This is a genomic window from Stenotrophomonas sp. Marseille-Q5258 (genome assembly GCF_946900935.1).
Lineage (GTDB): Bacteria > Pseudomonadota > Gammaproteobacteria > Xanthomonadales > Xanthomonadaceae > Stenotrophomonas > Stenotrophomonas nematodicola.
The window spans coordinates 157,490-180,111 of sequence record NZ_CAMPPN010000005.1 but is presented as its reverse complement, the minus strand read 5'-3'; the positions used below and the strand labels follow the sequence as shown (position 1 = coordinate 180,111).

Below are 22,622 nucleotides of genomic sequence, written 5' to 3'. Positions count from 1 at the left end.
ATGCCTCATGTTGGAGGGGGCGATGATCAAAGCGATAGCGCAGAGCGTTGACCGGGCACACAGTACTTGCCACTGCTGCGCCGGGAAGCCTCCCGCTCTTGTACTGGAGTGTGAAGGATGCGACCGACCATACTTGCTCTAGATCTGGAAGGGACACTGATCTCCAATGCCGTCAGCCAGATCCCGCGCCCGGGACTGAGTGAGTTCCTTTGCTCCGTTCAGGATGATTTCGAACGACTGGTGCTGTTCACTAGCGTTCCGGAACCACGAGCGAGGGGCATCGTGGAGCTATTGGCCCGAGAGGAACATGCTCCTCCGTGGTTCTCTCAGCTGGACTTCACCCAGTGGCATGGCGCGACAAAGGACTTGCGCTTTATCACCCCAGAACTTGGCGCAGCTTTGTTGCTCGATGACCACGCCGCCTATGTGCACCCTGGCCAAGAGCGCTGGTGGGTCCACGTACCGCTTTTTGCTTCGCCCTATGAGGCCTGCGATCAGGGGCTGGCGCAAGCGCTCCAGAATCTGCGTAGAAGGCTTGCTGAGCTTGAAATCTGAGATATGAGGCTGCGCTAGAGCCGTGCGAACCCGTTGTGCACTCTTCGGTCACACAACAACTACCGACCCAATCTTCTGAGCACCATGACACCCAGCGCACCCACTTGGACCTTCACTGCCTTTCACAGGAGCTGCGATAGCCCGCTGTGGCATTTGCACCATCCACGCCAATTTGCCAACGCGCGCCGCCTGAGGCAGGGTTTGGTGATTGGTGTCAGATGCGTCGATCATGGCGTCGAAGGCAGCAAGTCGACATGCACTGAAATGGACCCGTCAGATTCCGGTGGTCGCCGATGATCCGTACCAGTCACACGCATCCACTTGAGATCGCTGAACTGCATGTCGGCCTGCATGGCGGAGCGATCGGCGTCACATTCGCTCCCGGAAAGCACCAAGATGCTGCGATGACCGGCAACTGGGCGCGAGACATGGACGCCGATTTGAACGCAATCCGCACTTGGGGCGGTACGCGCCTGATCTCGCTGATTGAGCCGTGGGAATTCGAGGAGCTGAAGATCCCGCAGCTGCCGACCGTCGCACCCACCTATGGACTTACATGGGTGGGACTTCCGATTCGCGACGGGGCAGCACCCAACGATGGATTCCTTGCCCGGTGGCAGTCGTTGGAGCCAGTTCTGGTGCAGGAACTGTTCGCTGGAGGACGCTTGGTTGTTCACTGCAAAGGGGGGCTTGGCCGCGCAGGAACGGTGGCGAGCATGCTAATGCTTGCGACCGGCGCAGCGGTCACTGCCGAACAGGCGATGAACATGGTTAGAGCAGTGCGCCCAGGCGCCATCGAGACCCGAGAACAGGAGGCATTTCTTCACGGATGGGTGCGCGGGCTGCCCGGCGAAGTAGCGGGGGGGCAGGCGCAAGTGCCTGGATAATATCCACGCACGATTGCCGGCACCCCACGAGCTGCTCGAATGACCGGCGGTCGCTGCCGATGTGCGGACCTAGAACTTCCAGCGACCGACCGGCCACGCCCAATAGGCGTTCCCGATCGGCAGAAAAGTCGCCAATGCCACATCGAGTATCAAAGGTCGGCGCCATTCCGGACTGGGAAAGAAGCAATAGTCGGTAGGGGCAAGCCCGCCAGCCTGCTCGCGCTGCAGAAGCCACTTACACCTTGTTCCAACCTCTCGGTCTAGGGCAGCGATCGCTCGATCCTCACTCATGCCGGTTCGAAGAAGCTCGGAGGCAGCGCCGCGCATGCTCGACCATAGAACATATCGCTTCCGACCAAGACTGAGTTGCCCCCAGTCACTGCCAGCTAGCGAGCGCAGGCGCTTTCCCGCCTCCGGGGACATTCGGTGCTTGCGCAACAGACTCGCCAGGTAGGCATTGGCTTCACCTTCGGCCAGTGTCACCCAGAGCCGACGCTTGGAGTCGACCGGGCACTCTCGAGCCCACACCAGGAGAATGGTGGTCAAGAGGTAGCCAAGATCAACATCAGGCCGGCTCCATGGGGCGCGATATGACCAAGCAAGCGGCTCATACCGCGATCGCGCAGCATTCCCAGCAAGAGGGAGGGGGACCGCATCTAGAACTCGGAGCGCTGAGAGGGTCTCAAGAGCTTGAACTGCGAGCCCCTCAGTAGCGACCGGACTGCTCTCATTCCTCGATCTCTCAAGCGCACACCACGCGCACGCTAAGAGAGGGCCAATCGAACGAACAAATGTGTCCAGTTCTGGCCAGGTTGCGAGGAGGGTCGGTTGGTTAACGACATAGGCCACTTCGCCCTCGAATCGCTCGCCAGTGGGCAAGCATAGCAAGTTGGCGATCCAACGTCTATCTGATCTTCCGATATCCCTTGAGCGCCCTTCGTAGCTTCTATCCACAGTTCGCCAGCCCCGAAGCTGGTGCCGATCTTGGATCTCGCATCAAGGCTGTGGGGTCGCCGGATAGACAAGCGCTGCGTCGCACTCATTGGCCTGGTTGACAGGAGCGATTCGTGCGATCACCCCACGACGGTCGGGTTGCAAGTCACCAAGTCGGCCGACGATAAGCGTGCGTTATCGAGGGTAGGGCGAGTATACGCTGCAAGCCCCGAGCAAAGGCCCCCAGATGCGGGCCTTCATTTCTTGGCGTGCATCTAGCCAACTCGGATGTGATGCTTCCAAGCATCCGCCCGACGCTACCGACGTTGGCCGGCTTCAACGTCCCCCCGGCTATCAGTAGCAGTAGCGGCCTGATTTGGAGTCCGGGGGTGGGTCAGGGTTTAGCCCAGTTCCAGGAATAGATGGCCGTTGGCTTCCAACTCCTTGAGCTTGTCCGGTGGGATCTCGTTCTGCCAGACGTGTCCTTCCAACTGCCATTGGTTTGGGTTCGCCAGATCAGGCAGACCTGCACCCTTGCGCACATAGAGACCCAGGGTGGGGCGGCTGGGATTGATGTAGAAGTCGAATTCTTGCGGTTGCATGTGCATTGCTCCTGTCGGACGGGATCAGGCGTCTGACGAAAGATCCACCGAAGCTTCGGTGGTCAGGTTGAGAAAGGTGAAGCTCTCCTGGAAATACAGCTCCACATCCTCATGGGTGTGTCCTATGTAGCCGATGGACAGATCCTCGCCTACGTGCAGTTCGAAATCGCCGCCGCGCCCTGTGAGCATGAGTCCCCCTTCGATGGCCGGAGCCCAGATGATCTCCCCGTCGATCAGTCCGCGAATGTCTTTGAGAACGGGGTAGCTCTCTGCTGGGGCGCCACCAAGCTGCTCATAGGGCTTGCGGCCCAGCACAAGCTTGTAGGGTCCATTGACGCCGGCATCTTTGAGTGTCGCGACCGCTCGCTCCACAGCGGCCGGATAGGCCTTGACATCGCCAGGCAAGGCGACGGCCCGATTGCTGCTGCTGGGGCGAATTCCGTCGATGTTGGCCAGTGCGTAGCCGTCGATAATGGCCCTGTCTTCGGCAAATGCGATACAGCGGGCAGCCTCCTTGAGAGGCTGGAGATCCGGATCGTTGGCGCCGCGCTCCACCGAATCGATCGCCTCACGGGACAGCTTAAAGGGGGCACGAAATCGCACCAGTGCCTTTACTTTGTGCTGGCTCACCGTCAAACCGTCTTGCTCGGACTTTAGGGCTTGGAGGTGGCCGGTGCCCACGGCCGCCAGATCGGATCCAGCGGGGCCGATGACGTCAATGATCTTGCGCGAAGCCAGATAGCGCTTGAGCGTCCTGGATGCTTCTTCCTCGATCTGCTCCCATGCACCGGCAGAGATGGGTGCCAGTTGACGATGCAGGTTGTTCATGGGGCTACTCTCCTTTCAATGATCCAATGCGGAGTGAACCGTCCTTCTCACTGTCAGTTTCCGCGGGAGCAGAGCCCCCGTCTCGGGTTGCTGGCGGTGAGTCGGGGCGTGCGGGAAGGGTTTCGAGCAGATCCACCGAGGGAACAAAGAACAGGCTTCCTGTGATGGCTTTGCTGAAATCAAGCAGGCGGTCGTAGTTGCCGGGCGGATTGCCGACGAACATATTGGTGAGCATCTGCTCGGTGCGTTCGGGCGAGCGGGCGTAGCCAATGAAATAGGTGCCAAACTCTCCCTTGCCTGCATCTCCGAAGGGCATGTTGTCCCGAAGGATCTGCAACTGTTTGCCATCTTTGGTGATGTTAGTCAGGACGTTGTGGGCGTAGGGGGCCTTCTCTTCGTCGGCAATCTCGATATTGGAGAGCTTCTTGCGCCCGATGATGGCCTCTTGGGTCGAAACGGGAAGCCTGTTCCACGCGGTGAGGTCGTGCAGATACTTCTGGATGATCACGTAGCTTCCACCTGCGAAAGAGGGGTCCTCCTCGCCGATGATGACCGCATCTACGGCGTCCTGATCTGCAGGATTTTCTGTGCCATCGACAAAGCCGATGAGGTCGCGGCTGTCAAAATAGCTGAAACCATGGACTTCGTCCGTCGTGGCGATATCAGCCCCCAGACGCTCTATCAGGACCGACGCCAGTTCGAAACACAAGTCCATGCGATCGGCGCGGATATGGAAAAGGACATCGCCGGGCGTTGAGACCGCATGATGTTGACCTTTGATCTCGCGGAACGGGTGGAGGTCCTTGGGTCTGGGCTGCCCAAAGAGCCTATCCCACGCGTCGGAACCAAACCCCATGATGCAAGACAGGCCCGCCTCGGGCGCACGGGAGCCTATCGCACGGAGTATGGAATTCATGTCCGAGCACAATGCGCCGCATGCCTTTAGCGGATCGGAGTCTTGTTTGAAGACGACTACAAGAAAAATGGCCGCCCGAGTGATCTTGGTTACGACCGGTTGGGAGATAGCTGAGGTCACACCTGCTCCTGTTGCTCATTCTTTGCGTGCTGATGTGCCGCGTGCCAGGCCATGAATTCTTCCGCGGGCAGGGACTTCGAATACAGCCATGCTTGTGCCATCTCAATGCCTGCCTTACGAAGCGCTGATTCTTGTTCGATACGCTCGACGCACTCGGCCACGACCTTTCGTCCGCTGGCATGGATGAGGGGTGCCAGCTCCTGCAGAAGTTCGCTGTGCCCCCCGTCATCGATACTACGCGTAACCTCGCGATCCAATTTGATCACGTCCACCGGTGCCTGGAAGAGCACCAGCAGGTTCCGGCTTCGTGCCCCGATGTCATCCAGGCCGATGGATACACCTTCATCCGATACTTCTTTGAGCTCTTCGAGGCCTAGCCTGTCAGGGATGCCCCGCTCGGTGACCTCCAGCAGGATGGAGCCAGGGTAGTCCAGCAGCTTTGATGTGCGGGCCACATACTCGAACCCGCCACGGCCCAGGACCTCGGGGGGAACGTTGATGCCGATCTGGGTGCAAGGATTTCTCTTGAGCCAGGGCCCAAGCTCCTTGGCCACTTGGTCAATCACCCAGTAGGTTAACGCACCGGCGACCGGCGTGTTCTCCACTACCGGCACAAAGGCCATTGGCTCGACAACATGGCCGTCATGCTTCCATCGGACCAAGGCTTCTGCGCCCACGCAGCGCAGGTTCTCGGCCAATGAAACCGTGGGCATATACTCCAAGAACATCTCATTGTTGATGATGGCCTGGTGAATCTGTTGCTCGGTATATATTTCCGGCTGTGCCATGGCTTGGATCCCTCGCTCAAACGATGTCTGGTATGGCACGGGTCGGGGGAAACCCTGTGAACTCATCCTTTCTTTGCGGCATTGACTATACGGACCACAGCCCCATTCATGATGACGCCGTTGGGAATGACGACTTCATTGGATTCTTCATCTATCAAAGAGGTGAAGCCCAGGGATATTTCCTTCACGCGCGCTGAGATGGTGCCAACGGGAGAGTAGATCCGCACATCATCGCCCACGCGAATGGCTTTGGAGAGCACGAGGGAAAAGCCCGCGATGAGATTGCCAAGGGTGTCTTGGGCAGCCAAGCCGATTACCACCGAAATGATGCTCGCGCCGGCCAGAAGGGCGGTGCCAAGGGTGCGAAGCTCGGGGACAATGTGGGCGAATGCGGCTATTCCAAACAGATAGATCAGCATTTGCACAAAGACACTGGCGAACTGTAATACCGTCACGTCTGAAAGCCGGTGCTCCAAGCGTTTGGCGGTCCGGCGTGTAAACCAGGCCAGCGTGGCACAGATGCAGAGCACCACGAGCCCTATTGCGACTGCGCCTATGAGTGAGCTTGGCGCCAGCAATGGGCCTGCGCTTTCAGTCAGCGGGTGCATTCCCAGGCGCATGGTCATATCAGGCGCTCCGGATAGGTGTAGATGTTGTAGCGTTGAGGCTGGGAAAAGCCGACGAGGCATATGCCTGCGCCGCGTGCCAGATCGATCGCCAGGGCCGTAGGTGCAGAGATCGCCGCAATCATGCTCACGCCTGCGCTTGCTGCCTTGGCGATCATTTCATAGCTGGCCCGGCTGGATATGAGAGCGAAGCCGTCGACTGGATTGGTCGCCTTGCGCCTGAGCGCGCCGATGAGTTTGTCCAAAGCGTTGTGTCTTCCCACGTCTTCGCGTGTGATTTGAGTATCACCGTTGGCATCGGCCCAGGCCGCGGCGTGCATGGAGCCGGTCGCATCATTGATGGGTTGGTGCTGGTTGAGTGTCGCCAAGGCATGGCGCAATGCATGCGCGGAGAACGACCGCACGTCAGCGACCGGGAGTGGCTGCCGAACAAGGTCTTCAAGTTGTCGGGTGCCGCAAATGCCGCACCCGCTGCGACCAGGGAGCAATCTTTGGTCATCCGTAGAAAGCGAGTTGACCGGCGCCTCGGATGCAACTTGCATGGAAAGGGAAATCCCTTCCACATAGCTATTGGTTTGGACATCCAACAACTGATCTGGATGGTGGATCAATCCTTCGGTCAAGGAGAAGCCCAGTGCGAAATCATCCAGATCGCCGGGGGTTGCCATCATCACGGCATAGGAGCGATCGTTGCAGAGCATAGCGATAGGCACTTCCTCGGCGACCTGATCACTTGTCTTGACGCCTACTTCGCCCTGCACGCGCCAGATCGGGCGTTGCGCATACTTGAGGGGCGAGCCGGTGTTGGTTACGCATGTCATGCCTTCACCCGTCCACCCCATGGCGCTAAAGGTCAATGGCCTCGCTGGCCATCAGAACATCGTCGGACAAACTGTCGACGAGCCGGGTGAGGATAGACCTTTCCCGATCGGGTCGTAAACCCTCCCTCTAACAGAGCCGCGGAAGCAGGTTTCGCGATTGGACATTCTGTCCGTCCGGTCCGGACATTATGTCTCTAACGCGGTGGTAGCGTCTTGCGGGCCAACAACATCCTGGCGCGCAGGCCCACTCCATCGTGGGCCAATGTCGATACCAGCAATCTTTGGGAGGAGATGTATGGAGAAGGCAGCCAACAGTGGGGCCACAGTAGGGTTTCTGGACAAGTCCCGCAGTGTTGCGCGACCTGGGTTTAACCGATGGCTGGTTCCGCCTTGTGCGCTGGCGATGCATTTGTGCATCGGCATGGCCTATGGATTCAGTGTCTTCTGGTTGCCTCTGTCCAGGGCCATCGGGATATCAGAGCCCGCTACGTGCCATGACATGACGCTTGTCGATGCGCTTACGACCACCACATGCGATTGGCGAGTGAGTGACTTGGTGTGGACGTATTCGATCTTCTTCGTGGTGCTGGGTGCGGCGGCCGCGCTATGGGGCGGGTGGCTAGAGCGCGTGGGGCCACGCAAGGCGGGCGTGGTCGCTTCCTGCTGCTGGTCAGGTGGACTGCTCCTGGGAGCGCTTGGCGTCTACCTCCATCAACTCTGGCTCCTGTGGTTGGGCACGGGCCTGATCGGTGGTATCGGACTTGGCCTTGGCTACATCTCGCCAGTTTCAACGCTTATCAAATGGTTTCCGGATCGCCGAGGCATGGCGACAGGTATGGCCATCATGGGCTTCGGCGGTGGGGCGATGATCGGTAGTCCTTTGGCTACGATCCTCATGGAAAGATTCGCCACTGCTTCGCAGGTGGGCGTTTGGCAAACGCTGTTGGTCCTGGCTGTGCTGTATTTCGCCTTCACCATGGCGGGCGCACTAGGCTATCGAATCCCTGCGCCCGGTTGGGCACCAGCCGGGTGGACGCCGCCGGCGACGGTGGCCAGCAGCCAGTTTGACGTGCACCTCAAGGACGCGCATCGCACCCCTCAGTTCTGGCTGATCTGGCTTGTGCTATTCCTGAATGTCTCCGCTTCCATCGGGATCATTGGCATGGCCTCACCCATGCTTCAGGAGATCTTTGGTGGAAAGCTGATTGCTTTGCCGAATATGGCCTTTTCCGAGTTCGGTGATGCCGAGCGTGTGGCTGCCGGCGCGATCGGTGCCGGTTTTGTAGGGGTCATCAGTCTGTTCAGTATCGGCGGTCGGTTCCTGTGGGCCAGTTCCTCGGACAAGCTGGGTCGCAAGCTTTCCTATGCCGTCATGACGGGCCTGGGAGCGCTGCTCTATGGCGTGGCGGCACCGGCGCTGGTGGGTGGCCCCATCGCCTTGTATATCCTGGTGTTCTGCATCTGTGCCTCGATGTATGGCGGGGGCTTTGCCACCGTTCCGGCCTACTTGGCCGATACGTTTGGCACCCGGTTTGTGGGCGCCATCCACGGACGCCTGCTTACGGCTTGGTCCACCGCAGGCATTGTGGGGCCTTATCTCGTCACTTCGATTCGAGATGCGCGCATTGCTGCTGGGGCCCAAGGCGGAGATGTGTATCAGCCCATTTACTGGACATTGGCGGGACTTCTTGTGGCCGGCTTCTTGCTGAACTTGCTGATCAGGCCGGTGAACAAGCGCTTCCATATGGGCGCTTCATCAGAAGAGCGTGGGAGCAAGAGCGCGGCCCCTAAGGCGCTGGGTTTGGTTGGGGGCGAATCCGTTCACCCTGTCCATGGAAGGCTAGCCCTTGCTTGGATTGCCGTGGGCATTCCCATCAGTTGGGGCGTGTTTGAGACCATCGAGAAGGCAACTGCATTGCTGAGCTGACTATGCCACTGGCACAATGGCAGCACATTGCCTGAGTCCTCCTCATGACCTTGCCTGCAACCCATCCTGACGCTCCCAAGGGGCATGGCGCTTCCAGGCGGACGGTGTATGCCGCGTTAGCTGGGAACCTCGCTGTGGCGATCACCAAGATCGTCGCAGCGGTGGTCACGGGCAGTTCGGCCATGCTCAGTGAGGCCATCCACTCCATCGTGGATACTGGCAATGAAGTGCTTCTTCTCTATGGGTATCGTCAATCGGAGAAGCGGCCCAACCTGATCCACCCGCTGGGGTATGGGCGTGAGCTCTATTTTTGGAGCTTCATTGTCGCCTTGTTGCTCTTCTCGGTTGGGGCGGGTGTTTCGATCTATCAGGGCGTGCGCCATGTCATGGAGCCTGATCCCGTAGAGAACATTCGCGTCACCTATGTCGTGCTGGGGCTGTCCATTATTGCGGGATTGCTAGCCATGGAGAGCAAAAGCTTGCTGATTGGAGAGCGGGCGCCGCCAGCGCTGGTTAAGGCGATATGCCGAATCGCCGCCCAACAGCCCGGCGTGCGTTCGGCCAACAGTGCGCTGACCGCGCAGCTATCCCCCAACCAATCCCTGGTAGCGCTAAGTATTGAGTTCGCTCCCACCCTGACAGTGGCCCAAGTGGAGTCTTGTGTGTCCTCCATTGAGAACAGGGTGAAAGTCATGCATCCCGATGTGATCGCCCTTTTCGTGAAGCCGCAGACCCTGCACCAATTCCAATCAGCCGTTCGCCATCGGTTTGGCGATGCCGAAAACTGAGTTCAACAATGCCTGGAATAGATACAAGCTTGACCTTCAACCCTGTGATGCAGGGCAACTTGGAGGTCGTGCGTGACCTGCTGGGAAGTCAGGCCGATACGGCGGATGTCGAGCTCAAGCTACTGGACGAACAGATACACCGAATCAGCACAATCGTGACAAAACTCTTGCAGTTCTCAAAGCCGGCGGAGTATGCCGGGCACTTGGATCAGCAGGATGCTTCGGAAGTTGTATTGGATACGCTGCCGGTGGTCCAGCATATTCTCAGAAAGACGTTGATCGTGGTGGAGAAGCAGTTCTCTGCCACGAGATTGGTATCGGTGAACAAGAGTGAGGTCCAGCAGATTCTGGTCAATCTCATCGTCAATGCCATTCATGCCATGCCCAAAGGCGGAGAATTGGTGCTCCGGACGGTGGATGCAGAGAGCGCCACGGGCGATGCGGGAGTGGCCATCCAGGTTGCGGACACCCGAGCGGGTATTGCGGCAGATATGCTCGACCGCATCTTTGACCCCTTCGTTTCGACCAAGCAGCAGGAGGGGACGGGGCTTGGCTTGTCCATCAGTCAGATGCTGGCTGTCAGGCAGGCGGGCACACTCACCGTTACAAGTGGCGTTGGAAAAGGGGCAACCTTTACCCTCTGGCTGCCCGAAAGCGTCCCTTGATTGCCCTCTATCGGGCATCTGAAGTGAACACGTCTGTGGAGATCAGGTTTTGAGCAATCCATACCAAGTGCTTGGCGTCGAGGCCAACGCCTCCCTTGATCAGATCAAGAAGGCCTATCGTCGGCTGGCCAGGAAGCTGCATCCCGATTTGAATCCTGGCGATAAGGCGGCTGAGGAGACATTCAAGGACGTTAACAATGCCTACCGCTTGCTCAGCGATCCTGAGAAGCGAGCGCGATTTGATGCGGGGGAGATCGATGAGACCGGCGCCGAAAGGCCGCGGCATAACTATTACCGTGACTATGCCGATTCCGAGCAGGCGTATGGATACGGTGGTGGTGATGCCTATGCGGACTTCATGCAAGGCGATGATCCGTTCGCCGACCTGCTGCGGCGAAGCGCACAGGCTCGAGCCAACCGCCCCGGACAGGATCTCCACTACCGCTTGTCCATTGACCTGTCTGAGGCCATCGAGGGCGGAAAGAAGCGTTTGACCTTGCCCACAGGCGACACGTTGGACGTCGTCGTCCCGGCCGGTGTGGTGGACGGACAGGCCATAAGATTGAGGGGCAAAGGCGCACCGGGCGCCGGCAAAGGCAGGGCGGGCGATGCGCTGATTGAGCTCGAAGTCAGGCCAGATGCTCGCTTCACGCGCGATGGTGATGATCTGACCATTGAGATTCCGATATCACTCAGCGAAGCCGTGCTTGGTGGGAAAGTTCGCGTGCCGACGCCCACTGGCAGGCTCGAGGTGACGGTTCCATCGGGTTCAGACGGAAGTGTGAAGATGCGGTTGAAGGGCCATGGGATGCCAATCCGCGGAGGGGGCAGGGGAGATGAGTTCGTCAAGCTGCGGATCGCACTGCCGAGGCCAGTTGATCCTGCTCTGAAAGACTTTGTAGCCGCGTGGGAGGCTGGGCGTTCCTTCGACCCACGCCAGGAGAGCAAGCAATGAACATTGATATCGAAGTGTTCCTATCCAATTCCGGCATCAAACGTGAAGTCCTGCAACATTGGATTGAGAACGAGTGGGTCAGTCCGTCAAAGACCGAAGTGGGTGTTCACCTGACAGCGGTGGATGTGGCCAGGGTCTACTTCGTTCGGGATCTTAGTGCAGACTTCGGTGTGAACGATGCGGGTATCGAGGTGGCGTTGCATTTGGTCGATCAGATCCACGCGCTGCGCAGGGTGCTCAGGTCGATTCAGCATGAGCTGGGATCATCAGGCGCGTCGAACGAGGACTCCGTGTCCTGAGTCTTCTGACTCCATGGTGCCTAAGCCCGTCGCTGGAGAATAGCCGGCAGTAGATGGGATTGAACGATGGCCTGCGCCGCCGGACGAGTGAGTTCATCGCCCACGAGGTCGATATTTTCGGCTGACATCAAGAGCAGGCTACGGGTGTCTTGTTCGGACAAGGCGCCTCGTTCCAAGAGTTTTCTGATCAGGTTCTGCAGGATGAGATTGGTCAGTGCCACGTCGACGTCCCCCCGGTTTTGAGTAGCACGGCGAATTGGAGTCCAATCCCACCTGACCAGGAGATTGGACGTGAAGAAGCGCTTTTCCGAAGAACAGATCATCGGCTTCCTGCGTGAAGCCGACGCCGGCATGGCGGTCAAGGACTTATGCCGCCGACATGGCTTCAGCGAAGCCTCGTACTACCTGTGGCGCAGCAAGTTCGGCGGCATGAGCGTGTCCGATGCCAAGCGGCTCAAGGAGCTGGAGGCGGAGAACACCCGGCTGAAGAAGCTGCTTGCCGAGCAGATGTTCGAGAACGACGTCATCAAGGACGTGCTGCGAAAAAAGCCGTGACCGCACCGGTGCGTAGGGCACTAGTGCGGGAGATGATCGATCGCGGTCTCAGTGAGCGGCGGGCCTTGGTGGTGGCCCGGATGAGCGCCAGTGCGTTGCGCTACCAACCCCGGCCCGATCGGAACGTCGAGCTGCGCGAACAGATCCATGCGCTGGCCATCCGGCACAAAAGATACGGCGTGGGGATGATTCACCTCAAACTTCGGCAGGCGGGCTGGCCGGTGGAGTTACCAGGATTTAGTGGAGACCTGAGCGGCGAGGCCGATGTGCCGCCTCGAACTCGATGGGACTGACGCCGCCGAGATGGCTGTGTCGACGGATCGGATTGTAGAAGCCTTCGATGTACTCGGACACGTCCAGAGCAGCCGCTTGGCGATCCGCGTAGATGCGCTTCTTGATCCGCTCCTTCTTCAGACTTCCGAAGAAGGATTCAGCGACGGCATTGTCCCAGCAGTTCGCACGCCTGCTCATGCTGGGCTCAAGATGGTTGGCCTTGCAGAAGCGCCGCCATGCATCGCTCCCATACTGTGTTCCCTGATCCGAATGAATCAGGGTCTTGCGGGGTCGCCGAGAACGAACAGCCTTCAATACCGCTTCCAGGACCAGCTCTCGATGAATCGTCGGCTTCACAGCCCAACCCACGACCTTACGCGAGAACAGATCTACGACGACGGCCAAGTAGAGCCATCCCTGCCAAGTACGGATGTAGGTGATGTCCGTCACCCACGCCTCATTGGGCTTGGATACCGTGAATTGACGTTGCAAAACGTTGGGGATCAGCACGTGTGGCTTGGCAACCGGGATATGACGTATGCGGTAGCCGTGGAGCGCGTGCAGGCCGTTCTCGCGCATGAGTCGAGCAACCCTGTGCTTGCTGCAGGTCTCACCTCGTTCGCGCAGATCCAGGAATACCCGGGGGGCGCCATAGATCCCGTGACTGGCTGTGAATGAAGCACGGATGAGACGCAGCAAGCGCGCATCCTCCAGTGCTCGCTCGGACATCGGATGATCGAGCCAGGCGTAGTAGCCGGCACGAGCTACACCGAGAAGCCGACACATCATCTGAATGCTGAACTCATTCCGATGCGACTCAATGAACTGATAAACCCGCCGTGTCCGGCTCGGAACCTTCTTCGAAGACATGATGCTTGCCTCCCGCTGATCGCGTGGATGCTAGACCCTGTCCACAAGATGCTGGTAACTCCACGGCCGCCCGGTCCAGGTTTCCGGATGGCGGTCGGCGCTGGGCGGCAGGCTTGCGACGGCCTGTGACGGGGTTTGCGCCGGGGTCTGTGCGGCCTGCGTGGCTTGCCGCACTTCGGGGTGATGCGTCCGCGTGGGTTCGGCATGCGGCGGCGGCGGATGCTCGGCATGCTGCACCAGCGTGGTCTGCACCGGCGTGCTGGCCTTGGCGTGGCGGGCCGAAGGCGATGCGGGCTGCTTGCTCTGCACCGGCTGGGGCGAGGCGTCGCCGACGAAATCCACCTTCATCCGGCTGCCGCCGGCGGCGCCGTCGGGGTCGGACACGGTGGGTACCGAAGACGACAACAGCAGAAGCAACAGCAGCAGGTGCAGCAAGGCGCTGACCAAGGCCGCCACCCACGATTGCAGCCGCTCGCTCCGGGTGCGGGCCCGGGGCGAGGTGCGCAGCGATGCGTGGCTCATGCCGGCACGGCTTCTGCGGGGAGGTGAGCCTTCATGTGGAACGTGCGCAGCGCGGCCGACGGGGTGGCGACATCGTACGGCAGGCGCGTCGGTGCCGGTTGCCGGCAGTGGCAAGATCGACGCGATTTTCCGCAGGCGCTAAGGCGCGGTTTACATGCCCGGGTCACGCCGTGACCGGCATGGCGGGCATGTCGGCCGTGCGCAGCATCTTCTCCCCGCATGCCGCCGCCCGCCTCGACAGGCCACCGGTGATGGTGCGGCTATGATCGGCCCTGCATCGGGCCGTCCGGCCCGCCACGTCAACGGGAGAATCACTCCATGAACCTGCGTCGTTTCGTCATCGCCGTCGGCCTGCTGGCCGTGGCCGGGTCGGCCTCGGCCGTGGACCTCAAGAGCCTGAAGAAGTCGCTGGGCGGCAGCGAGTCGTCCGCGCAATCGAGCGAGGGCGTGTCGTCGCTGGGGGGACTGGGCGGGTTGGCCTTGCCGGGCATCAGCGGCAAGACCGCGGGCAACGCGGCCGGCGTGCTGGAGTACTGCGTGAAGCGCAAATACCTGAGCGGCAACGCGGTGGCCTCGGTGAAGGACAAGCTGCTGTCCAGATACGGGCTGGGCACCGAGAAGAAGGCGCAGCAGGACAGCGGCTACAAGAGTGGCCTGCAGGGCATCCTGCAGGGCGACGGCGGGCAGTCCTTCAACTTGGATGCGGTCTCGGACAAGCTCAAGGACAAGGGCTGCGATTACGTGCTCGACAACGCCGGCAAGCTGATCTGAAGGCTGGCGCCGGCATCGGCCGCAGTGCTGTTTTCCCGGATGAAGAAAAGGCCCGGCAATTGCCGGGCCTTTCCGTTTGCACCGCCGCCGCGATGGGCGGCGGCGTGATCGGCCGGACGGCATCGGCCGCCCGGCCGGTGCGGCTTACTTCTTCGTCATGCTGTCCGGCAGCGCATAGGCGATCACGTAGTCGCCCACGTCCGGCGAATGGCTGGTGCCGCCGGCGGAGATCACCACGTACTGCTTGCCGGTCTTCGGCGAGACGTATACCAGTGGCGCGGCCACGGCGCCCACGGGCAGGCGGGCCTTCCACACTTCCTTGCCGGTGGCCGCGTCCAGCGCGCGCAGGTAGTAGTCCTGCGTGCCGGCGAAGAACACCAGGCCCGAAGCGGTGGAGGTGGGGCCGCCCAGGGTCGGCATGCCGATCGGCATCGACAGGTGGGTCTTGATGCCCAGCGGGCCGGTGTCTTTCACGGTGCCCAGCGGCACCTGCCACACCAGCTTCTTGGTGGTCAGGTCGATGGCGCTCATCGTGCCGAACGGCGGGTCCACGCAGGGCACGCCCAGCGGCGACTGCAGGATGTCGATCTTCACGCCGCCGTAGGGGCCGGCCAGCTGCGGACGGATGGTGCCCATGAAGCCGGGCACTTCGTCGGTGGACACCTTGAACTTCTTGGCGTCCTCGCGGGTGATCAGCTGCATCCGCAGCGCCATGCGCATGTCGTTGACGAACATCAGGTTGCGCGATTCGTCGATCGAGATGCCGCCCCAGTTCATGCCGCCCAGCAGGCTGGGCCACTCGATGTAGGGCTTCTCGCTGGGCGGGGTGAAGGCGCCCTGGTAGTTGGAGTCCTTGAACTTGATGCGGCAGTACAGCTGGTCGAACGGGCTGATGCCCCACATCGAGCGCTCGGTGAGGGTATCGGCGCCGATGATCGGCATGCCCACCGAGAACGGCTGGGTCGGCGACAGGGTGTCGCCCTGCGCGTGCGGGGTGGTCGGGACCGGGCGTTCTTCCACCGGCGTGACGAACTCGCCGGTGCGGCGGTCGATCACGAAGATGTGGCCGGTCTTGGTGGTCTGGATCAGCGCCGGCACCTTGCGGCCCTGCGCATCGGTCACGTCATGCAGCACCGGCTGCGAGGGCAGGTCGTAATCCCACACGTCGTGGTGGATCAGCTGGCGCACCCAGCGCACCTTGCCGGTGGAAGCATCCAGCGCGATCACCGCCGAGCCGTTCTTCTCCTTGGCCGGGTTGCGGCTGCCACCCCAGTAATCGGGCGGGCCGTTGCCGGTGGGCAGGTAGACCAGGTTCAGCTCGTGGTCGTAGGTCGGGATGGTCCACACGTTCGGCGTGGCCAGCGTGTAGTCCTCGCCGGGCTTGGCCAGCTCGTCGGGCTTGCCCACGTCCCAGGCCCAGGCTTCCGAGCCGTCGCGCACGTCGTAGGCGCGCACCACGCCGGAAGGCTCGCCTTCCATGATGTCGCGCACCCAGCCGCCGATCACGGCCAGGTGGCCCATCACCACCGGGATCGAGGTCGGGTGGTAGCGCTTGCTGTTCTCCACCGGGCCCATGTGCGGCTTCAGGTCCACGACGCCGTTCTGGCCGAAGCCCGGGCACTGTGCGCCGGTGGCGGCATCCAGCGCGAACAGGCGCGCATCGACGGTGGATACCAGGATGCGGCGGCGGCAGGTCTGCCCGGTGTACGCGGCCTTCTGCGCGGCGTCGAGGCTGGCGTCCTTGTCGATGTCGTAATAGCCCACGCCGCGGCAGGTCACGTGCTCGGCGGTGTGCGCCTTGGGATCGAACTTCCAGATCGCCTTGCCGGTATCGGCGTCGATCGCGGTCACCAGGTTCTCGGGCGTGCACGAATACAGCGAGGTGCCGATCTGCAGCGGGGTGTTTTCGTCCACGCCCGCCGCCGCGCCCGGTTCGGACACGGTGCGGCGGCCGGTTCGATAGGTCCACGCCACCTGCAGCTGGTTGACGTTGGCCGGGGTGATCTGCTCGAACGGCGCAAAGCGCGTGCCGGCGGCATTGCGGCCGAAGAACTCCCAGTCACCCGGGTTGGCCGCAGAGGCCTTGGCGGCGGCCGGATCGGCGGTGATGGCCGCCGGGTTGGAGATCGTGCCGTGCGGGAAGAATGCGGCCACCAGCGTGGCCAGCAGCGCGACGAAGGTGGCCAGCGCACCGCTGTTGCCCAGCCGGCGGGTGATGGCCGACACGCCCGGATAAGCGGCGCCGGACCACAAGGTCATCATCAGCACCAGCGCCGGGAACACCAGTCGCGGCAGCAGCTCCCAGTAGCCGAAGCGCGGCGTGTCCAGCAGCGCCCACACGGCGGTGGCAACGAACACCAGCAGCGAGAACGCGGCCGTGTGGCGATGGCGCAGCAGCACCAGCACGCCCAGCACCAGGTAGGCCAGGCCGGCGATCAGGTAATAGGCGGAGCCGCCCAGCTTGAGCAGCGATATGCCGCCATAAGCCAGCGCCACGCCCGTGGCGAGGACGATGAGGGCGAGCAACAGCCGGGGGATGGCGCGCAAGGCGGATCCCTGTCCCGGCAAGGGAGTGTCGACCATGAGGTTTCTCCGTGATCAGGTCAGTGAAAGGTGGGGGAGGCCACGCGGCGGCGGTGCAGCCCGTCGCGATCCGCGTGGTGGTAACCAGCGCGTCATCCGGAACCGTGCATGCATCCGGCATGAAGGTTCCCGATCGGGCGATGGTTGCCGAACGGACACGATGCCGTCCAGACGTGCGGTGGTGAATGGATTTGCTTGCGTGATTGAACCATGTGCAGCGTGAAACCGGTCATCCGGCATGAAAGCGCGGCCGAATGTGGCGGCGCGTGAAGGCCGCCGCTCAGGCGGGGACCGCGATTTCCGCCGCTTCGGCCTCGCCGGCGGCGAAGAAATGGCGCAGCCCGATCAGGCCGAGCAGGCCCTCGTCGCGGCCGGTGCCGGGCGGCAGCGTGCGCACGCGCGCCAGCGATGCGTCGATCGCCTCGCGCAGCGCGGCCGGCGCCGCCAGCTTGCGGCCATGCGCGGCCTGTTCGCGGTAATGCCGGCAGACCGCATCGAGCAGGCGGTCCAGCGCGGCGGCATTGGTTTCGGGCAGCACCCGGCGCGCGCGGCGCAATTCGATCACGTTGAGGCCGGCGCGGATTTCGTCGAGCAGGTCGACCGTGGCCAAGTGGCTGTCGCTGGATACGGCGGCCATGCGCGAGGCGAGCTGGCCGAGCAGGTCGATCATGCGTGCGGTGAACACGTCCCGGTCCAGCACGCCGTGCCCGGCCGACGCCTCGGCGATCACCGTCCACGCCCGGCGCACCAGCCGGCGCGCGCTCAGTTCGGCACCGACCGAGCGGAACAGCCGGGTCATCACGATGAAGAAGCCCACCCCCAGCACGATGGACACGCTGGAATTGACGAAGGACTGGAAATCGCCGGTGTAGGTGCTGCGCAGGTTGAGCAGGGTGGCCCTAGCGCTGTATGCCATCGAGGATCGCGTGGATGGGGCCGGCCAGATCCTCTACTCCGTCTTGTATGGGACATAGCTGGCCATTGATGAAGAAGCTCGGCGTGCCGTTAACGCCACTTCGCAAACCGCCGTTGAGATCGGCTTGAATGCGGCTGGCGAGTTGTCCGGCTTCGAGCGCTTCCTGCAGGCCTTCTATATCCAGTGCGAGTTCGCGCGCCAGTTCGACATAGAACGCAGGGCCTAAACGGTCCTGGTTCTCGTAAAGGGCATCGTGTGCTTCCCAGAACTTGCCATGGGTGGCTGCATACTCAGCAAAGACGGCTGCGGGCAGGGCTTGTGGGTGGTCATCGCTCAGAGGGAAGTTGCGGAATACGAAACACAGGCTTGCGCCGAACTGTGCCTGTAGTTCTTTGATTCCTTCATAGGCTTCGCCGCAGTACGGGCATTGATAATCGCCGTATTCGACCAGGATGACGGGTGCGTCGAGGGGGCCCTGCGCGTGATCGCGAGTGTTTACAGGAATGCGAAGCGTGGACATGGCGGATATCCTGTTCTGGGATGAGGTCAGGAGTGTTTGAGAGATTCGAGCGCGTCCAATACGCCGTCAACGCCAGGGTTGATGGCCGTTGGCGAAAGGTAGCTCCAGGTAATGCGACCTTGTGCATCGATGACGAACAGGGCTCTCTTGCAATAGCCATTTTCGGCGTCATATGCGCCATAGAGCGCCGACACAGAGCCTTTGGGATGGAAGTCCGAGAGTAGATCGAAACGTAGCTTGTGCGCGGCGGCGAAGGCTTGGTGGCACCATGCGCTGTCTACAGAGATTCCAAGCGTTGTGGTGCCACTTTCCGAGATGAGCGAAAGGGCCTGGTTGAAGAGTGTAAGCTCATCCGAGCAGACTTCGCTCCAGTCGGCGGGATAGAACACCAACACGACGGGCCTTCCCCGTAGCTCATGGAGCGATAATTTCTGGTCGGGCGTGGCATTGAGCGTGAAGTCCGGCGCCAGGGTGTTGGGCGATAGGATGGCATCTGATCCAGGAGTTGGGGCGGACATGGCTTCCTCGATAGATTCAGTATTCTTGCTGAGCTATTCTTGCTGAGCTATCAGCGCAGGTGGGCGAAGACACCTGTTGGAGTTCCACCGAATAGTGAGAGCGAGCCTGGCCCCACTGCGGCGAGCAGGAAGAAACCACCTGCCATGCCCACATGAGCCAATAGTTGGTTCACATCGCCCCTGTGGGCCGCATAGCCCGTCAGCAGGCACCACACGCCTAGCAGGACGCCTACCGTGCGAACGGGATAGCCAATGCACACGGCTATTCCACCAACAAGTTCGCAAACACCCACCAGGTAGGCCAGCACCCTGGCGTCGGGCAAGCCCATGCCGGCAAGGACGGGCACGAGCTTAGCCTCACCCCCATGAAGTTTCATGACGCCCCAGATGATGAAAGGCACGCCCAAGAACAGCCGAGCCACAAGCAACGCTATTGCGTTCATCATATATACCTCCCCGTGTGCCGCCGCTCCCGTGCGTCGCGACCGCCGCGCGCATTGCAGGGCTTACCCGGGCCAACTCTACGCCTCCGGTAGGTGAGTGAGAACCCTTCCCTCACGCGGATTGAACGCGGACATTCTGATAATTTGGACAACTTGTCCAGCATTGTGCGGTTCAAATACTGATAAGTTTGGCCCCCGCGACGGCATTTCGATCCGGCATGAGTCGGCTGGATTGATGTCCGCCGATTTGATGCGCTGTAGGGAGAGCAGATGCGTCTTGAGAAGCTAACCTCGCGCCTGCATCAGGCATTGGTCGAGGCGCAGGCATTGGCTGCTCGCCACGACAACACGCTGATCGAGCCTGTGCACCTGCTTAAAGCCCTTGTGGATCAGAGCGGAGGCACGACGCGGCCCCTGCTGGTCAGGTCCGGCGTGAATGTTTCCCATCTGGATGAGCAACTTGACGCAGGGATAGATAGGCTCGCGCGCGTTAACGGGCAATCAAACGTCTCCATCGGCAATGACCTTGCGCGTCTTCTCAACGTGGCGGACAAACTGTCCCAACACAGTGGCGATACCTATGTCGCCAGCGAATGGTTCCTACTGGCGGCGGCAGAGGACACCGGAGAGGCGGGGCGGACACTTCGACACGCAGGTGCGAACAAAGAAAGGTTGCTGGCCGCGATACAACAACTGCGGGGAGGAGACAAAGTGGATTCCGAGCACGCCGAGGACCAGCGAGAGGCGCTGGACAAATACGCCATCGATCTGACCAAGCGGGCCGAAGAGGGCAAGCTGGATCCTGTTATCGGTCGAGATGAGGAGATTCGGCGCACCATCCAGGTCCTCCAGCGCCGCACAAAGAACAATCCGGTCTTGATTGGTGAGCCTGGGGTCGGCAAAACGGCGATCGTGGAGGGTCTGGCTCAGCGTATCGTCAACGGCGAGGTGCCCGAAGGCTTGAAGAACCGTCGGGTGCTGTCGCTGGACATGGGGGCATTGATTGCCGGAGCAAAGTTTCGCGGTGAGTTCGAGGAGCGGCTCAAGGCCGTGCTCAACGATCTGTCCAAGACCGATGGGCAGGTCATTCTGTTCATCGACGAACTGCACACGATGGTGGGCGCTGGCAAGGCTGAAGGCTCCATGGATGCGGGCAACATGCTCAAACCGGCGCTGGCGCGTGGCGAACTCCATTGCATCGGTGCTACGACGCTGGATGAGTATCGCAAGTATGTAGAGAAGGACCCCGCGCTCGAGCGCCGTTTCCAGAAGGTGTTCGTGGGTGAACCGTCCGTGGAAGACACGATCGCCATCCTGCGAGGTCTGAAGGAGAAATACGCCGTCCACCATGGCGTGGAGATTACCGACCCGGCCATTGTGGCCGCAGCCACGCTCTCGCACCGCTACATTGCTGATAGGCAGTTGCCGGACAAGGCGATTGACCTTATGGACGAAGCGGCCTCTCGCATTCGCATGGAGATCGACTCAAAGCCAGAAGAACTGGATCGCAAGGAGCGTCGTCTGATCCAGCTCAAGGTCCAGAGTGAGATGCTCAAGAAGGAAAAGGATCCTGAGTCCAAGAAGCGCCTGGCGGACCTGGACGCCGACATCGCTTCGCTTGAGCGTGAGTTTTCGGATCTGGATGAGGTCTGGAAGTCAGAGAAGGCGGCCTTGCAGGGGGCCACCAAAGTCAAGGAGCAGATCGAGAAAGCCAAGTTGGAATTGGAAGCCGCGCAGCGCCACCAGGATTATGCTCGGATGAGCGAGATCCAATATGGACAACTGCCTGAGCTTGAGAAGCAACTCCGCGCAGCGCAGGAGGTTGAGCAGAAGGACTTCAAGCTGGTCCAGGATCGGGTCACAGCTGAGGAGATCGCCGAGGTGGTTTCGCGCTGGACCGGCATTCCGGTGGCCAAGATGCTTGAAGGCGAGCGCGAGAAGCTCTTGCAGATGGAGCAGTCCTTGGGCAAGCGCGTCATCGGCCAGGAGGAAGCCATCAAGGTGGTGTCCGATGCGGTGCGTCGCTCGCGCTCGGGCCTGAGTGACCCCAATCGTCCCAGCGGTTCGTTCCTGTTCCTGGGCCCCACGGGCGTTGGTAAGACCGAACTTTGCAAGGCGTTGGCCGAGTTCCTGTTCGACAGTAGCGAGGCCATGATCCGCATCGATATGAGCGAGTTCATGGAGAAGCACAGTGTCGCCCGGCTCATTGGCGCACCACCTGGCTATGTCGGATACGAGGAAGGTGGCTACCTGACCGAGGCCGTGCGTCGTCGTCCCTACTCGCTGATCCTGCTAGATGAGGTGGAGAAAGCCCACGCCGATGTGTTCAATATCCTGTTGCAGGTACTGGACGACGGTCGGCTCACCGATGGCCAGGGCCGCACGGTGGATTTTCGCAATACCGTCATCGTCATGACCTCCAACTTGGGGTCCAGCCTGATCCAGGACATGTCCGATGCAAGCGGGGCTGCGGACAGTGCCGAGAGCTACACGCAGATGAAAGCGGCGGTCATGGGTGTGGTCCAAGCCCATTTCCGGCCTGAATTTATCAATCGGCTCGATGACATCGTGGTCTTCCATCCCTTGGACAAGGCACAGATCCGGGAGATCGCGCGCATCCAGACTCGTTACCTGGCCAAACGCCTGGAAGAGCGCCAGATTCACCTGGAGCTGGACGACTCGGCGTTGAACCTGCTGGGCAACATCGGCTTTGACCCGATCTACGGGGCCAGGCCCCTAAAGCGCACCATCCAGACCCAGTTGGAGAATCCCTTGGCCAAACAGATCCTGTCGGGAGACTTCACGCCGGGGGACACGGTGAAGGTCTTCGCGCAGGACGGAAGATTGGGCTTCAAACGAAACTAGGTAAGCGTAGTTCGTCCTGCATTGATGGTTAGTGCCTTGGATCGCACAAGTGGTTTGGGTCCGGGCGCATTGCTTC

23 protein-coding genes and 1 pseudogene are annotated in these 22,622 nt (G+C 60.9%); 10 read left to right on the top strand and 14 right to left on the bottom strand.

All coding sequences use genetic code 11. The annotated features are described in order from the left end of the window. Positions 1-117: 117 nt before the first annotated feature. Entirely contained in the window at positions 118-555 is a 438-nt protein-coding gene (locus OC534_RS04025) for an NIF family HAD-type phosphatase (protein ID WP_197589652.1), read from the top strand. A gap of 293 nt (positions 556-848) precedes the next feature. Further along, positions 849-1,442, top strand: coding sequence for a cyclin-dependent kinase inhibitor 3 family protein (locus tag OC534_RS04020; protein WP_262071406.1), 594 nt, complete (start codon positions 849-851; stop codon positions 1,440-1,442). A 1,334-nt stretch (positions 1,443-2,776) separates the two neighbouring features. On the opposite strand, the gene OC534_RS04015 is transcribed toward OC534_RS04020, so the two are convergent. From OC534_RS04015 to fdhD, 6 genes are all read right to left on the bottom strand, one after another. Then, positions 2,777-2,977 (bottom strand): hypothetical protein, encoded by a 201-nt coding sequence (locus OC534_RS04015; protein WP_136004745.1) that lies wholly within the window; start codon positions 2,975-2,977, stop codon positions 2,777-2,779. Between the two features lie 24 nt (positions 2,978-3,001). Continuing rightward, on the bottom strand, positions 3,002-3,805 hold the full coding sequence (locus OC534_RS04010) for a family 1 encapsulin nanocompartment shell protein (protein WP_062165855.1): 804 nt from the start codon (positions 3,803-3,805) through the stop codon (positions 3,002-3,004). Positions 3,806-3,809: 4 nt separating this feature from the next. After that, positions 3,810-4,841 carry a Dyp-type peroxidase gene (locus OC534_RS04005; protein WP_136004742.1) on the bottom strand — a complete coding sequence of 344 codons (1,032 nt, stop codon included), beginning with the start codon at positions 4,839-4,841 and terminating at the stop codon, positions 3,810-3,812. Continuing rightward, complete coding sequence (locus tag OC534_RS04000; RefSeq protein WP_262071405.1) at positions 4,838-5,629, bottom strand: EAL domain-containing protein; 792 nt, start codon at positions 5,627-5,629, stop codon at positions 4,838-4,840. Before OC534_RS04000 ends, OC534_RS04005 begins: the two co-directional genes overlap by 4 nt. Before the next feature lie 62 nt (positions 5,630-5,691). Beyond that, complete coding sequence (locus OC534_RS03995; protein ID WP_262071404.1) at positions 5,692-6,255, bottom strand: mechanosensitive ion channel family protein; 564 nt, start codon at positions 6,253-6,255, stop codon at positions 5,692-5,694. Next, positions 6,252-7,076 (bottom strand): formate dehydrogenase accessory sulfurtransferase FdhD, encoded by an 825-nt coding sequence (fdhD, locus tag OC534_RS03990; RefSeq protein WP_262071402.1) that lies wholly within the window; start codon positions 7,074-7,076, stop codon positions 6,252-6,254. Before fdhD ends, OC534_RS03995 begins: the two co-directional genes overlap by 4 nt. A 295-nt stretch (positions 7,077-7,371) precedes the next feature. Between fdhD and OC534_RS03985 the strand changes: the two genes are divergently transcribed. Genes OC534_RS03985 through OC534_RS03965 form a run of 5 tightly spaced genes read left to right on the top strand, consistent with a single transcriptional unit; the run spans position 7,372 to position 11,710 of the window. Then, complete coding sequence (locus OC534_RS03985) at positions 7,372-9,003, top strand: OFA family MFS transporter (protein ID WP_262071401.1); 1,632 nt, start codon at positions 7,372-7,374, stop codon at positions 9,001-9,003. A gap of 44 nt (positions 9,004-9,047) precedes the next feature. Next, complete coding sequence (locus OC534_RS03980; RefSeq protein ID WP_262071400.1) at positions 9,048-9,791, top strand: cation transporter; 744 nt, start codon at positions 9,048-9,050, stop codon at positions 9,789-9,791. Between the two features lie 29 nt (positions 9,792-9,820). Next, positions 9,821-10,456, top strand: coding sequence for an ATP-binding protein (locus OC534_RS03975; RefSeq protein ID WP_262071399.1), 636 nt, complete (start codon positions 9,821-9,823; stop codon positions 10,454-10,456). 49 nt (positions 10,457-10,505) lie between these two features. After that, positions 10,506-11,411 carry a J domain-containing protein gene (locus tag OC534_RS03970; protein ID WP_136004729.1) on the top strand — a complete coding sequence of 302 codons (906 nt, stop codon included), beginning with the start codon at positions 10,506-10,508 and terminating at the stop codon, positions 11,409-11,411. Next, on the top strand, positions 11,408-11,710 hold the full coding sequence (locus OC534_RS03965) for a chaperone modulator CbpM (protein WP_136004727.1): 303 nt from the start codon (positions 11,408-11,410) through the stop codon (positions 11,708-11,710). Before OC534_RS03970 ends, OC534_RS03965 begins: the two co-directional genes overlap by 4 nt. Before the next feature lie 20 nt (positions 11,711-11,730). On the opposite strand, the gene OC534_RS03960 is transcribed toward OC534_RS03965, so the two are convergent. Further along, positions 11,731-11,931 carry a hypothetical protein gene (locus OC534_RS03960; RefSeq protein WP_210433870.1) on the bottom strand — a complete coding sequence of 67 codons (201 nt, stop codon included), beginning with the start codon at positions 11,929-11,931 and terminating at the stop codon, positions 11,731-11,733. 130 nt (positions 11,932-12,061) lie between these two features. On the opposite strand from OC534_RS03960, the pseudogene OC534_RS03955 reads away from it, so the two are divergent. Beyond that, positions 12,062-12,480 (top strand): annotated as a pseudogene (locus OC534_RS03955) (transposase); the annotation flags it as partial. A 22-nt stretch (positions 12,481-12,502) separates the two neighbouring features. On the opposite strand, the gene OC534_RS03950 reads toward OC534_RS03955, so the two are convergent. Together OC534_RS03950 and OC534_RS03945 are read right to left on the bottom strand one after the other, a co-directional pair. Then, positions 12,503-13,408, bottom strand: a complete 906-nt coding sequence (locus tag OC534_RS03950) for an IS3 family transposase (protein WP_262071397.1) — start codon at positions 13,406-13,408, stop codon at positions 12,503-12,505. Between the two features lie 30 nt (positions 13,409-13,438). Further along, entirely contained in the window at positions 13,439-13,930 is a 492-nt protein-coding gene (locus OC534_RS03945; RefSeq protein ID WP_136004723.1) for a hypothetical protein, read from the bottom strand. Positions 13,931-14,248: 318 nt separating this feature from the next. Here OC534_RS03945 and OC534_RS03940 point away from each other — a divergent pair, with 318 nt between their 5' ends. Further along, positions 14,249-14,701 (top strand): DUF2501 domain-containing protein, encoded by a 453-nt coding sequence (locus tag OC534_RS03940; RefSeq protein ID WP_065867995.1) that lies wholly within the window; start codon positions 14,249-14,251, stop codon positions 14,699-14,701. 144 nt (positions 14,702-14,845) lie between these two features. On the opposite strand, the gene OC534_RS03935 is transcribed toward OC534_RS03940, so the two are convergent. The 5 genes from OC534_RS03935 to OC534_RS03915 form a co-directional block, all read right to left on the bottom strand. Then, positions 14,846-17,248: a membrane-bound PQQ-dependent dehydrogenase, glucose/quinate/shikimate family gene (locus OC534_RS03935; protein ID WP_246864002.1), complete on the bottom strand. Its 2,403-nt coding sequence runs from the start codon at positions 17,246-17,248 to the stop codon at positions 14,846-14,848. A gap of 316 nt (positions 17,249-17,564) precedes the next feature. After that, the gene (locus tag OC534_RS03930) at positions 17,565-18,200 is read right to left on the bottom strand and encodes an FUSC family protein (protein WP_262071396.1); all 636 of its coding nucleotides are present in this window, start codon (positions 18,198-18,200) and stop codon (positions 17,565-17,567) included. Further along, the gene (locus OC534_RS03925; protein ID WP_062165828.1) at positions 18,184-18,720 is read right to left on the bottom strand and encodes a thioredoxin domain-containing protein; all 537 of its coding nucleotides are present in this window, start codon (positions 18,718-18,720) and stop codon (positions 18,184-18,186) included. Before OC534_RS03925 ends, OC534_RS03930 begins: the two co-directional genes overlap by 17 nt. A gap of 26 nt (positions 18,721-18,746) precedes the next feature. Then, on the bottom strand, positions 18,747-19,238 hold the full coding sequence (locus OC534_RS03920; RefSeq protein WP_062165826.1) for a redoxin domain-containing protein: 492 nt from the start codon (positions 19,236-19,238) through the stop codon (positions 18,747-18,749). A 50-nt stretch (positions 19,239-19,288) separates the two neighbouring features. Continuing rightward, the gene (locus tag OC534_RS03915; RefSeq protein WP_062165824.1) at positions 19,289-19,684 is read right to left on the bottom strand and encodes a DoxX family protein; all 396 of its coding nucleotides are present in this window, start codon (positions 19,682-19,684) and stop codon (positions 19,289-19,291) included. A 267-nt stretch (positions 19,685-19,951) separates the two neighbouring features. Here OC534_RS03915 and clpB point away from each other — a divergent pair, with 267 nt between their 5' ends. Continuing rightward, positions 19,952-22,546 (top strand): ATP-dependent chaperone ClpB, encoded by a 2,595-nt coding sequence (gene clpB / locus OC534_RS03910; protein WP_262071395.1) that lies wholly within the window; start codon positions 19,952-19,954, stop codon positions 22,544-22,546. Positions 22,547-22,622: the final 76 nt, after the last annotated feature.

Bases quoted from the DNA above. Each gene is read 5' to 3' on its own strand.
- OC534_RS04025 (WP_197589652.1), top strand. From the start codon at position 118: ATGCGACCGACCATACTTGCTCTAGATCTGGAAGGGACACTGATCTCC.
- OC534_RS04020 (WP_262071406.1), top strand. From the start codon at position 849: ATGATCCGTACCAGTCACACGCATCCACTTGAGATCGCTGAACTGCAT.
- OC534_RS04015 (WP_136004745.1), bottom strand. From the start codon at position 2,977: ATGCAACCGCAAGAATTCGACTTCTACATCAATCCCAGCCGCCCCACC.
- OC534_RS04010 (WP_062165855.1), bottom strand. From the start codon at position 3,805: ATGAACAACCTGCATCGTCAACTGGCACCCATCTCTGCCGGTGCATGG.
- OC534_RS04000 (WP_262071405.1), bottom strand. From the start codon at position 5,629: ATGGCACAGCCGGAAATATATACCGAGCAACAGATTCACCAGGCCATC.
- OC534_RS03995 (WP_262071404.1), bottom strand. From the start codon at position 6,255: ATGACCATGCGCCTGGGAATGCACCCGCTGACTGAAAGCGCAGGCCCA.
- fdhD (WP_262071402.1), bottom strand. From the start codon at position 7,076: ATGACATGCGTAACCAACACCGGCTCGCCCCTCAAGTATGCGCAACGC.
- OC534_RS03985 (WP_262071401.1), top strand. From the start codon at position 7,372: ATGGAGAAGGCAGCCAACAGTGGGGCCACAGTAGGGTTTCTGGACAAG.
- OC534_RS03980 (WP_262071400.1), top strand. From the start codon at position 9,048: ATGACCTTGCCTGCAACCCATCCTGACGCTCCCAAGGGGCATGGCGCT.
- OC534_RS03965 (WP_136004727.1), top strand. From the start codon at position 11,408: ATGAACATTGATATCGAAGTGTTCCTATCCAATTCCGGCATCAAACGT.
- OC534_RS03950 (WP_262071397.1), bottom strand. From the start codon at position 13,408: ATGTCTTCGAAGAAGGTTCCGAGCCGGACACGGCGGGTTTATCAGTTC.
- OC534_RS03945 (WP_136004723.1), bottom strand. From the start codon at position 13,930: ATGAGCCACGCATCGCTGCGCACCTCGCCCCGGGCCCGCACCCGGAGC.
- OC534_RS03940 (WP_065867995.1), top strand. From the start codon at position 14,249: ATGAACCTGCGTCGTTTCGTCATCGCCGTCGGCCTGCTGGCCGTGGCC.
- OC534_RS03930 (WP_262071396.1), bottom strand. From the start codon at position 18,200: ATGGCATACAGCGCTAGGGCCACCCTGCTCAACCTGCGCAGCACCTAC.
- OC534_RS03925 (WP_062165828.1), bottom strand. From the start codon at position 18,720: ATGTCCACGCTTCGCATTCCTGTAAACACTCGCGATCACGCGCAGGGC.
- OC534_RS03920 (WP_062165826.1), bottom strand. From the start codon at position 19,238: ATGTCCGCCCCAACTCCTGGATCAGATGCCATCCTATCGCCCAACACC.
- OC534_RS03915 (WP_062165824.1), bottom strand. From the start codon at position 19,684: ATGATGAACGCAATAGCGTTGCTTGTGGCTCGGCTGTTCTTGGGCGTG.
- clpB (WP_262071395.1), top strand. From the start codon at position 19,952: ATGCGTCTTGAGAAGCTAACCTCGCGCCTGCATCAGGCATTGGTCGAG.